Source organism: Gelidibacter sp. (genome assembly GCF_053579655.1).
In genome coordinates, this window is record NZ_JBMDWE010000004.1 from 77546 (window position 1) to 89983 (window position 12438).

Here is a 12438-nt window from a genome sequence, read left to right on the forward strand (position 1 = left end):
TTACGCCCTATGAAATCTATTTATCGTTTCTTTTCATCATCAACATTAGCCTTACTTTTACTATTAATTTTTGCGGTAGCCATGGCTACCGCAACTTTTATGGAAAATGATTATGGCACCGACACCGCCTGGATCAAAATCTATGATGCGCTCTGGTTTGAATTAGTAATGGTTGGCCTCGCGCTTTGCTTTTTAGCCAACACCTTCAAATACAACTTATGGCGCAAGGAAAAATGGGCCGTGCTCCTATTCCACCTTGCCTTCATTATCATCGTCATCGGCGCCGGAATTACACGCTATGACTCTTATGGAGGGATCATGCGCATCAGAGAAGGACAAAGCTCAAATACCATTATTTCGGATAAAAACTATTTGCAGGTTCATATTTCTAATGGCAACAAAACCAGACATCTTCAAAAAAAGAAGGAGTTCTCTCCTCTCAATGACAATAGTTTTACCATTAAAACAGATTTAGAAGATACGCCCATTGAAATATCACTAAAAGAATTTGTCGCAGATGCTTTACCAGAAATTGTTGATAATTCAGCAAAAGGAACGCCTTTATTGCAAATGATTGTGACTTCTGGAAACGGTAGAGAAACACTGTTTTTAACTAAAGGAGAAATTGAAATTATAGGGCCCGAAAAACACAAAGTAGGATTTGAAGCCCAAGAAGAAGGAATTATTAATATTACTGAAGAAAACGGCGAGTTCAAAATTTGGGCGCCTCATCAACTTGATTTCTTTATCATGGCCGATCAAAAAGCGGGCGTCATACAAGGAGATTCACTACAACCGATGTTGCTCAGAACTTTATATCGTCATGGGGATTTATCTTTTGTTCCATTATCCTATCATAAAAAGGCCAGTATTGAATTGGTCAGTACGTCTGAAAAACCAAAAGACAACGATCCTACTAAAGATGATGCTATCGTCTTAAATGTTAAGGTCGGCGAAAAAAATGAGGAAGTGATGCTACTTTATAGAAAAGGTTTTTTACCAACCACGCACGAAACGAATATTGGCGATATAAACCTTAGCTTTTCATATGGAGCCATGCCCATAGAAATTCCGTTTTCAGTGAAGTTAAACGAATTTCAACTGGAGCGTTATCCAGGTTCAGAAAGTCCATCCTCTTACGCGAGCGAAGTTTCGGTTATTGATGGCGATACCCAAATGCCCTTCCGAATTTATATGAACAATGTTTTGGATTATGGCGGCTTTCGTTTTTATCAAGCCAGCTATGACACCGATGAAAAAGGAACTTTATTGGCCGTAAATCACGATGTCTTGGGAACAACGACTACATATATTGGGTATTTTTCGATGATGGTTGGGATGTTCTTTACCCTATTCGGAAAAAGAACCCGCTTTACGGCCATTAGCAAAAGCTTAAAAAAAGTAAAACAGCATACGCCACTCCTATTGCTAGCGCTCTTTAGTTCGTTAGCAACATTTGCGCAATCGCCAATGCAAAAGGATTCCATTCCTTCGGTCACTGATTTGGTCATCAATGAAGTTATTGATAAGCAGCATTCCGATTTATTTGGACGCATCCTCGTTCAGGATGTTGATGGACGCATCAAACCGATCAATACTTTATCTTCAGAATTTCTTCGGAAAATCTATGGTAAAACAACCTTCAAATATAAAACAGAAGATGGCAAAGTCATCGCTTTAGATGCGGATCAGGTTTTTTTAGCCATGCACGTTTCTCCCGGAGCTTGGCAGAAAATACCGGTCATCAAAATAGAAGCGATCAAAGGCGGTGATTATTTTAAACCTCTTAAAATTACTTCCGATGGCTATATTTCCTTCGATCATTTAATTAATCCAGAAGGCGATTACGTACTTTCAAAAATGGCAGAAGAAGCACATGCTAAAAAACCTGCTGAACAAAATGAGTTTGACAAGGAAGTCATCAAAGTCGATGAGCGTTTTAATATTTTATTCAATATTTTCTCTGGAAACTATCTAAACATTTTCCCAAACAGTTTGGATGAAAATCATAAGTGGTTTAGTTACAACCATAATTTCAAAGACTTTCCAGAAGAAGATGGGCTGTTTGTCCAAAATATTACCAGAACCTATTTTAATGATATCGCCGCTAAAAACTGGGCAGGTGCCACCGATAAATTATCTTATATAGACACTTACCAAAGTATCTTAGGCTCGGAAATCATTCCAAGTGAAAAACACATTGAAGCGGAAATATGGTATAACCAAATGAACCTTAACTTTTGGTTATTTCAAACCTTCTTTACCATCGGCCTGATCATGTTGGTCTTGGCACTTTCAAAAATATTTGTTCAGAAGCGATTTATAAATGTTTTTTGGAATATTCTTGTTGTAGTTTCATTAATCAGTTTCTTGATTTTTACAGGAAACATTCTACTGCGTTGGTATATTGCACAGCATCCACCATGGAGTAATGGTTATGAAATGATGGTTTTTGTGGCTTGGGTTTTGATGCTCTGCGGATTATTGACTTTTAGAAATTCCGATTTCTCGCTTCCGCTGGCAACTTTATTTACAGGTTCCCTCCTATTTGTGAGTTACTTAGATTGGCTAAACCCTGAGATTACTAACTTGATGCCAGTATTGAAATCGTCATTTTGGTTGAAGGTTCACGTGTCCACAATCGTCAGTAGTTATGCACCTTTGGCATTATCAGCTGTGTTAGGCTTTATGGCCTTGATTTTAATGATTATAAAAACGAAAAGCAGTGCGAAAATAATTGATATCCGCATCAAAGAATTGACCTATATCAATGAAATTTCCATGACCATTGGCTTGTTTGTCTTAACCGTGGGTACCTTTTTAGGAGGTGTGTGGGCAAACGAATCTTGGGGCCGTTACTGGGCTTGGGATCCGAAAGAAACTTGGGCATTGATTTCGATCATTATCTATGCCATCGTCTTGCATTTACGATTTGTACCTGCTTTAAACACACGATATACATTAAACGTGGCGAGTGTTCTGGCATTTGGTTCAATTATAATGACTTCATTCGGGGTGAATTATTATTTAACCGGCTTACATAGTTATGCCGCTGGAGATCCTATTCCGGTGCCGAGTTTTATTTATGTACTCACTGCAATAGTCATTGTTGTAGCGGTAATAGCATTTGTAAGAGTTAGAAAGTTTAAGAAGAAAGGCGTTAAAAAAGCTTGAAGCTTGAAGTAGGAAGCATGAAGAGAGAAACTTGAAGAAGGATTTTTTGCAGATATTTTGCACCAGCCCCTTCTTTTGTAAACAAATAATCCGACAGAAATCTATAGAAATTCTGTCGGATTATTAATTTTAAGCCGAAACGATCTGCGATGATTCGCGGGAAACTTATAAAGCGAGAATGCTTAACCAAAAGCTATGACGCAAAGTTACACTAAGAAGACACAAAGGTTCACAAATAACATCAGCCTCGTATTCATGCCATTGTTGGTGTTTTCCACCAACAATTTTGTGTCAAAAATTGTAACTTATCTCTTTAAAACAAATGTTCTTGAAGTAGATTCTACTTCGAACCGAACCTAAATATCCTCCGACGAAATAATCTGAATTCCCAAATATTCCATCTTATTTTTAATGCCTTTAAAATCCTCTGCATCTAATGGCTGAGAAGCATCTTCAATAAAGAAACAGGCAAATCCTTCTTTAAAAGCATCAGACGCTGAAAAGTAAACACAGATATCGCCTGCAAGACCGCATAAAAAAAGTTGGGAAGTTCCTTTTTCTCTTAAATAACCAGCCAATCCAGTAGACTTCAAATGGCCATTGTCATAAAAGGCGCTATAACTATCAATTTCCTTATCCGTTCCTTTTCTAAAAATCGCTTCCCATTTTTGGGAATTGAGATCGGGATGAAACTTGGCACCTTCAGTTTCTTGCACACAGTGATTTGGCCATAAGGTTTGTGGTTTCCCATGAAGTTCGATCTCATCAAAAATAGATTTTCCTTCATGATTGGATGCAAAACTCACATGGTCGGCTGGATGCCAATCTTGCGCCGCCACCACCAGATCAAATTTATGTTGAATGCTATTGATTACGGGTACTATTTTATCGGCCTCAGGAACTGCTAAAGCTCCGCCCGGCATAAAATCGTTCTGTACATCAACTATGAGAAGAGTTTTCATGTGTTTATTTTTTAATTTGAGCTATTTTGTAGAGTTAATCAATCAATTAGTCTTTGACAATTTGAATTTGCGAAATCACAAAGTAATACATTTAATAAACATTTTTTTTAGACACTAATTTCACTAATTATCACAAACGAATAAACATAACTCACTAAAATTAGTGAAAAAACTATCCAAAGTAATCTCACGAATATATTAGTCTAAAGATGTATAAAATCAGTGCACATCCGTGAAATCTGTGTCTATTTTGTCATTTGAATTTGTTCAACACAAAAGACTTCTAATATTTCTAAATCACATCTAAAATTTATGCGTTTGAACCAACGCATCGCGTTCTTGCTTCAGTTTAGTACTCAAACCTATTTTATAGATGTGTGGATTTTGAAAACGTTTATATTCTTCTGGAAGTTTTTCCAAACGTGCTTTCGAATAGGCCGCAATTTCAGAAACAGTACGAGCTGACAGAACTTTCTTGCCATTTTCCATAACTTTTTCTAGCAAGGTTTCGTGTTCAAAGCGATTGAGGTCTAAGCTCTTTCTTGGGTCAAATGGATGTACCATTTGCTGTACATTTTCTTCAGAGAAACGCGCCACAGCATCCGCTCCATAAAACATCCCGTTTTCGTCCAGCATTCGATAAACTTGTTTTTTGTAAGGCAGTGACACCTTAACAATATCTTCGGAAAGCTTAATTCGTGGCTCGCCATTAAATTCAGATAATTTATACACGCCACCCAACGACGCGTCCGGATTACCGGTAACCAAATTTGTTCCTACCCCATAAATATCAATAGGCGCTCCTTGTTCCTTCAAACTTTTGATGACGTATTCATCCAACTGGTTCGAGGCTACAATTTGCACATATCCTAAATTGGCATCATCCAATATTTTTCGTGTTTTCTTAGACAAATAGGCTAAATCGCCACTGTCTAATCGCACACCCAACAACTGCTCGCCTCTACTTTCCATTTCCTTGGCCACGATAATAGCGTTTGGCAATCCACTTTTAAGTGTATTATAGGTATCCACTAAGAACACACAGTTTTTAGGGCGGTACTTTGCAAAATCACGAAAAGCCCGTAATTCATCGTCATAACTTTGGATAAAAGAGTGCGCCATAGTTCCTGAAGAAGGAATATTATAATCCTCGGCTGCCTTTACATTACTTGTGCTGTCAAAACCACCAATGGCCGCAGCTCGTGAAGCATAATAGCCACCTGTAGCATGGGCGCGACGTAGGCCCATATCCAACAGAACTTCATTTTTCGCGCTGTAACGGATGCGGCTCGCCTTTGTGGCAATCAAGGTCTGAAAATTCAGAATGTTCAGCAAAAGTGTTTCTATAATCTGTGCTTCTATAATATTCGCTTCCACTTGCAAAATAGGACGGTTAGGGAAAACAACATCGCCTTCCTTACTTGAAATGATGGTGCCCTTAAAGCTAAAATCTCGTAAATAATCCAAGAAATCCTGTTCGAATCCATGGGTTTCCAAATACGTAATATCAGAAGACGAGAATTTCAGGGTTTCAAAAATATTCAATATATCTTCCAGTCCGGCAAAAATAGCATAGCCACCATCAAAAGGATTGTTTCTATAATAATAGTCAAAGACCGCTAGCCCATCAGGTTTGGTATTAAAATAGACTTGGGCCATAGTCAATTGGTAGAGGTCGGTATAAGCTGCTGTAATGATCAAAAGTGTTTTGTTTTAAATTAGTAGTTTAATTTTCTTAAGACATCCAAAAATTGATGATGCATGTCTTCGGTATAATCTAAATGGGTTACAATGCGTAGTTTGCCTTGTCCCATATTGCTGATTTTAATGTTATTTTGATGTAAATCCGTCATAAACTCCTTTTCGGAAATGTGTTCTGACAGATAGAAGATAACAATATTCGTTTCGGTAGGTTCCACTTTCTTGACGAAAGGTTGTTCTGACAGCACCTGCGCAATTTCTGAAGCTCTTTTATGATCTTCCCGCAATCGGTCGATATGATTATCAAGCGCATAAATTCCCGTAGCCGCCATAAAACCAATTTGTCGCATGCCACCACCCAAAACTTTACGCACGCGCATCGCCTTATCCATCAATTTCTTTTTCCCTAGCAACACACTGCCTATTGGCGTACCAAGTCCTTTGCTAAGGCAAACTGAAATGGTATCAAAAACTTCCCCATAAATTTTTGGATCTTGATTTTGAGCTACCAAAGCGTTCCAAATGCGCGCACCATCCAAATGAAAACCTAAGTGATGGCTATCACAAACTGCTCGGATTTTTTGAATTTCTGAAAAATCATAACAAGCGCCGCCACCCATATTCGTTGTATTTTCTAAACACACTAAACTAGTCAGTGGACTGTGATAAAAATCTGGTGGATTGATATGATCTTCAACTTGTGCGGCAGTAATCATTCCGCGATGTCCATCCACCAATTTACAGGAAACCCCGCTATTGAAGGAAGCACCTCCGCCCTCAAAATTGTACACATGTGCCCATTTATCAGCAATTAACTGCTCTCCAGGTTGCGTGTGCAATTTAATGGCCGCTTGGTTTGCCATACTTCCGGTAGGGAAAAATAGTGCTGCATCCATCCCGAACATCGTGGCGAGTTTTTCCTCAAGCTTGTTGACCGATGGATCTTCTTTATAGACGTCGTCACCTACTTCAGCGTGCATCATCGCATTGAGCATTCCTGTCGTGGGTTTTGTGAGGGTATCGCTTCTTAAATCTATTGTCATTATTTTAAATCTGTCTTTAAATTTTTCGTCTAAGTCTTTTTCTATTTCAGTTTCTTGGAAACAAATATCTTATGAAACAGAAAGGATAATTGCTTTCGCTTACACATTTCACTTCAATTGGAAAAGTCCTCAGAAAGCCATAAAGTTAGCCGAAAAATATGTTTTACTGACGAAGTTAAGGGTATTTTTTGTTAGAAACCGGCTAGAAAGTCGCTTTTTTAAAACAATTGATTTTAGCTGAATTTAAATTCCAAATTGTGGTATTTCTTATTATTTGAGCGCATTTTATAATTCACAAAAACCTAAATTCTGGAAGAAGCTTTTGGAAATAACAAAGGGAACAAGTGTTTGATTACGTTGTTCCCTTTGCAAATCATATTCCTTCTATAGGGATTATTCCTTTTGAAGTTCAACGGGTATATTCTCAGCTACTTTACTTGATTTAAGCACCCCGATATGATTGTCTTATAAAAATACAAAAAAATTAGACGTCTTTAATCCTTGAATGAAAATTTAACATAAGTTTTTCAGGTTTGCTACCATCGTACTTAAAAGAGCTTCATAGTTTTCATTAGCTCTTAATTCTTCAAGCTCTTTAAGTAATATACCAAGGCCAATCGAATATCAGACAGCGGATTATCGCTAGAGGTTTCGATGGGATATACCTTGAGAATTTCAGGATGATCTTCTTTTAAAAAGCCTAAATTCGCCTCCATTCCGGTAAGCAAGAACCCTAACATCGCGACTCTATAAACCTTAATTGCATCGATTCTGTCTGCGCCAAGAGTCCATTGACCATCTTTCTTATTAAGGTTTTCATTCCGCAATAAATACCCGCCAATGCCTTTATTACTTTCCCCGACATCCAATATCTGAGCGAGTAAACTGCCCGTCATTTCAACTTCTCGTATTTCTCCCCCAAACGGCATCGCTCGCAAGATATCATATTGAGTCACTGGAGCATTTAAAATATCGTCAACGCGAATTGCGCCCGCATTCACAAGGACGACATCCGCCAAAGGCGCGGCAGCTTGCACGCCGCGGACCACAAGATCTGTTAAATTGGTCGGCTGTGATCGGATTATAATTTCCCGCCCTTCAAGCGGTTCACTTTTTTCTATAACAATATTCTCTGCATCAAATCCTAACGAATTATAGTTGTCATTCGCAATCTGCACCCACTTTTCAACAACTGAATTTGTATAATCATCAAGTGCTATCTCTTCATTCAGGTATCTTAATTGTGGAAACACTTTTACTTGACCATTCTTTTTATTCAAACTTAAGGTGTTCACATAAGCCGTTTTCGCATTGGCGTGAGCCTTGGTAATATAGACATCGCCGACTTTTTCGAATTGCATATCATGCTCATGTCCGCCCATTATTAATCCTAAACTCGGAATCTCTTGAGCAAGTTTAATATCGTCCTTCAGATCCAAATGAGTTAAAGCGATTACGACATCTACTGATTCCTTTATTTCTTCGTACAACTTCTTAGCGGTTTCTATCGGATCGGTATAGGATACGTAGGATGCTTTATTAAAAGGGAGCGTCAATCCAATAATTCCAATTTTGGCCTGCGTACCATCGGCATCGATGACATTTAAAATGTAAGTTTCTGGAAAAGGTGTTGTCAAAGATTTGTAGAAAGGCTCAATAATGTCTCCTTTTTTATGAAATGTATTTGAAGAAACCCAGGTAAACTCTGATTCGTCAATTCGTGACTGGAGTTCATCTTCTTTAATATCAAATTCATGATTACCGAAAACGACAAAGTCCATCTCGGCAGCATTTAAGGCTTCTACCATTTGTTTGCCGCGGATGCTTTTTCCTTCGTATTTCAAGCTGTTATAAATGGAGGGACTCACAAAATCTCCTCCCATCACAAGAAATGTATTCTTGTTTTTCTCTTTTTCCTGCTTTTTTAAACTTGCAACACGGGCGATGCCGCCTTCTTTCCCGCCTCCTAAAGGTGCTATTTCATACACATCATTGACCTGTACAAAAACAATATCGATTTTACCATCATCCTTGATTGAAGTGGTTTTCTGCCTTACAGAGCAAGAAGTTCCAAACAGTAAAACCACGAAATACAGAAGCGTAATTCTTTTTTTCATAATTGTGATATTTTATGCAAAATAGGCATTTACAGTCTGAATAAAAACTTTAGCCTCCTTTAAAAACACTCATAATCAGCACTTAAAGAACAAAAAAAAGTACCTTATAAACTTTAGATATGTGCTCGGTCTCGGCTCATATATTGTCGCTAAAAAAAAGGGAACACGTTTAAAATAACGGTGTTCCCTTTAATAATGATTATGTCGTTTTTCGCAGTTTATATTTGCGAAGCCTTTCGTCCCTCTTCCTACTGAGCAGGTTCAAGAATTCTTTTGGATTTTCTATATAGACGATTTGGATAAATATTTCTTTTAGCAAAACGGTTGACCTTGTCGCTATTGATCATTTTGATATAAACCTGTTTGGTCACACCAAAATATTCGTAAGTTGATCCATCCAAGAAAGTGATTTCCATCAATAAACCTTTGTGCGTATAATCTGCGATTCCTGAGTTGGTAATCGTTTCAGTATACGCCTCTAAATTTGATGCAATGGTTTCTGGCGCCATACTTACTAAAAAATGGTAGCCATCAATAATTTTTCGGCTTTGTATTTCAGCTTCTTCCTGCAAGGCGTCTCCATTTTGGAATTTATCGGGATGCCATTCTTTTACTAAATCACGGTAAGTTTTTTTTAAAGTCTTTAATTCGACTTCGTTTTCCACTCCAAAGAGTTTCTTGTATTCATTTATGCGCTTCATTTCAAATTTTATTTGAGGGCGCAAAAGTACGAGTTAATATTCAATGTATTACAATAAATTACCGATTGTTTTTTCATCCTTAACCTTTATTTAGCTTCTTTCGGGCAGTTCTTTTTTGGCAATTGCATAAAAATATTATGGATAGCATTTTAAAATATCAACGGCCGTTGTTGGTGTTTTCCACCAACAACTCCTCACTCTTGAAATTCAACATTATCTGAATAATAGATTTTCAATCGTAAACTGGATGCTAAAAACTTCAATTTTGGTAAAAAAGCTTCTTTTGAGTGTGCATTCTTATGGTTCTCTTTGGTTATTGACCGAGCACATCTTAAAGTTGCCGTGAAAAATAGGATTCTGAAATTTTCAACTTTTTTATCAAAAAATCATACCAACTTATTATAAAACAACGTTAAGTACTTTAAAGACCTTACTTTTTGAATTATATTTACATCGTTTCACATTAATTATCCATTTTATTTTATGAACACGTTTTTAAAACGTCTTTTGGTTATACTAGTTCTTGTAGCAATAGGTTTATTTTTATACTCTTACTTTATTGAAGATGTATTTTCAAAAACTAGCCCCAAGGCTATCGTAAAATTCGAACAAAATGACACCACGTTGGAAGTTCAATACTCACGCCCTTCTAAAAAAGGGCGCGAGATTTTTGGAGCTCTAGTACCATACAACTTAGTCTGGCGTACGGGTGCCAACGAGGCCACGACATTTACGACCAATAAAAACTTGATTGTGGGCGGCATTACTGTTCCTAAAGGAATTTATACGCTTTGGACCATTCCTACGGATAGCGTATGGACCGTTTGTTTTAATACCAAACAATACCCTTGGGGTGTTGACGAGCATATGCAGCCCATGCGCGAACCCAAGTATGACCTTGTAGAGATTGATGTGCCGGTTTTACACACCGACCACACCATTGAGCAATTTACCATTGGCTTCACAAACATTATGGATAGCTTAAAAATGACCATGACTTGGGATCAAACTAAAATTGAAATCCCAATGGAAATCAGCAAGGTGCAACCACAATAGATTAAATTCTCAAAGTTTGACTGACCATCGCAAATCTTCAGCATTACAAGAAAATGAAGGTGTTTCTGAACCTGAAACGACCAACAAAGGTGCTATTGCTTCTATAAAAAACAAACGACTCAGCCAACCTTCAGCAACCGAATTAGTAAAAGGTATCCTAGCGAAAAATCGTACCGCTCTCAGTAGAGCCATTACTTTGGTGGAAAGCACGAATCCTTTACATTTACATAAGGCCAATGAAATTATTCAGAAGTGTCTGCTCTATGCCAATAAATCGGTCAGAATTGGAATTACCGGGGTTCCAGGCGTTGGAAAAAGCACGTTTATTGAAACGTTCGGTACTTTTTTGACTTCACAAGGAAAGAACATCGCTGTATTAGCGGTCGATCCTAGCAGTAGCTTGACCAGAGGCTCTATTTTAGGCGATAAAACCCGAATGGAAGATTTGGTCAAAGATGAAAACGCCTTTATCCGTCCGTCGCCCTCCGGCACCTCCCTTGGTGGTGTGGCGCGAAAAACTAGAGAAACTATTATTTTGTGCGAGGCAGCCGGATTTGATACCATTTTGATTGAAACCGTTGGGGTTGGTCAAAGTGAAACTGCGGTCCATAGTATGGTTGATTTCTTTTTATTGTTAAAATTGGCTGGAGCTGGCGACGAATTGCAAGGCATCAAACGTGGCATTATGGAAATGGCCGATGCCATCGTGATCAATAAGGCAGATGGCGATAATCTTAAAAACGCCAAAATTGCCAAAGTGGAATTTAATCGCGCATTACATCTCTATCCCCCAAAAGAGTCGGGTTGGCAACCGAAGGTTTTACTCGCAAGTGCACTTCAAAATAAAGGCATTCCAGAAGTTTGGGAATTGATAGAAAACTATTTATCCGTTGCGAAGGAAACTCATTTTTTTGAACATACCCGCAAGGAGCAGAACAAATTCTGGTTACTCCAAACCATCGATGACCGATTAAAATCTGATTTTTACAATAATCCTTCCATCAAAAAAGAATTAAAAATTCAGTTGGATCACATTGAAAATGGGGAAACCTCTCCTTTCGCTGCTGCGGAAATTTTATTGGCAGAATTCCTGCGAAGGCAGGAATCTCAAAATTAAGTTTCAAGATTATAATTTCTTGTTTCAAATTTCATGTTTGAATGGGCACCACGTTCTTGAAATTAAAAATTACTTTCTATTTAAAGGCAACGGGCGCAAAGTTTTTTCGCAAAGGTCGCAACGTAATGATAGTGAGATTAAGAGTTTAAAGTTCAAGCTTCTGGTTTATGGTTTCTTGTTGGAGCCTGACCGAATAAGCTTACCCTTTTCTGATATATAAGTTTAGGAGTTTAATTTCAATGCGTTTACTGAGCTTGTCGAATTATCAATTTCAACTGGTCCCTGAGCTTATCGAAGTCCATACTTAATTCTTTCCTCCAAATTCTTTCTCCTTCCTACATATTCATCTACCTTTGCAAACTATTGGTTTAACACTATCATTTGAGAAATAATAGTGTGATTAAAAGGGAATTCTGTTAAAATCAGAAGCTGTTCCCGCAACTGTACGCTTAGTCTTGATGTATTTCGGGATGCTTATTGTAAAAACTACTTACCACTGCTTTTTTAGCGGGAAGGTTCACAAGAAGACGCAAGCCAGGAGACCTGCCAATAACAACAACCATTTAA

At 37.9% G+C, this 12438-nt stretch carries 8 protein-coding genes and 1 riboswitch; of the genes, 3 read left to right on the forward strand and 5 right to left on the reverse strand.

What is annotated here, in order from left to right:
- Nucleotides 1-9 precede the first annotated feature (9 nt).
- Nucleotides 10-3174 carry a cytochrome c biogenesis protein gene (locus ACOH2D_RS03545; protein ID WP_449534376.1) on the forward strand — a complete coding sequence of 1055 codons (3165 nt, stop codon included), beginning with the start codon at nucleotides 10-12 and terminating at the stop codon, nucleotides 3172-3174.
- A gap of 356 nt (nucleotides 3175-3530) precedes the next feature.
- Here the strand turns inward: ACOH2D_RS03545 and pncA are convergent, their stop codons facing one another.
- From pncA to ACOH2D_RS03570, 5 genes are all read right to left on the reverse strand, one after another.
- Nucleotides 3531-4136, reverse strand: a complete 606-nt coding sequence (gene pncA, locus ACOH2D_RS03550; protein WP_449534377.1) for a bifunctional nicotinamidase/pyrazinamidase — start codon at nucleotides 4134-4136, stop codon at nucleotides 3531-3533.
- Between the two features lie 303 nt (nucleotides 4137-4439).
- Entirely contained in the window at nucleotides 4440-5837 is a 1398-nt protein-coding gene (locus tag ACOH2D_RS03555) for a nicotinate phosphoribosyltransferase (RefSeq protein WP_449534378.1), read from the reverse strand.
- Between the two features lie 17 nt (nucleotides 5838-5854).
- Nucleotides 5855-6880 carry a threonine aldolase family protein gene (locus ACOH2D_RS03560; protein WP_348036126.1) on the reverse strand — a complete coding sequence of 342 codons (1026 nt, stop codon included), beginning with the start codon at nucleotides 6878-6880 and terminating at the stop codon, nucleotides 5855-5857.
- 578 nt (nucleotides 6881-7458) lie between these two features.
- Nucleotides 7459-8997, reverse strand: a complete 1539-nt coding sequence (locus ACOH2D_RS03565; RefSeq protein WP_449534379.1) for a bifunctional metallophosphatase/5'-nucleotidase — start codon at nucleotides 8995-8997, stop codon at nucleotides 7459-7461.
- 248 nt (nucleotides 8998-9245) lie between these two features.
- Entirely contained in the window at nucleotides 9246-9698 is a 453-nt protein-coding gene (locus ACOH2D_RS03570) for a KTSC domain-containing protein (RefSeq protein WP_348036124.1), read from the reverse strand.
- Nucleotides 9699-10181: 483 nt separating this feature from the next.
- On the opposite strand from ACOH2D_RS03570, the gene ACOH2D_RS03575 reads away from it, so the two are divergent.
- Complete coding sequence (locus ACOH2D_RS03575; RefSeq protein ID WP_348036123.1) at nucleotides 10182-10754, forward strand: DUF2911 domain-containing protein; 573 nt, start codon at nucleotides 10182-10184, stop codon at nucleotides 10752-10754.
- 16 nt (nucleotides 10755-10770) lie between these two features.
- The gene (gene meaB, locus ACOH2D_RS03580; protein WP_449534380.1) at nucleotides 10771-11871 is read left to right on the forward strand and encodes a methylmalonyl Co-A mutase-associated GTPase MeaB; all 1101 of its coding nucleotides are present in this window, start codon (nucleotides 10771-10773) and stop codon (nucleotides 11869-11871) included.
- Nucleotides 11872-12218: 347 nt separating this feature from the next.
- Nucleotides 12219-12436, forward strand: a riboswitch (cobalamin riboswitch).
- The last annotated feature ends 2 nt before the right edge of the window (nucleotides 12437-12438 follow it).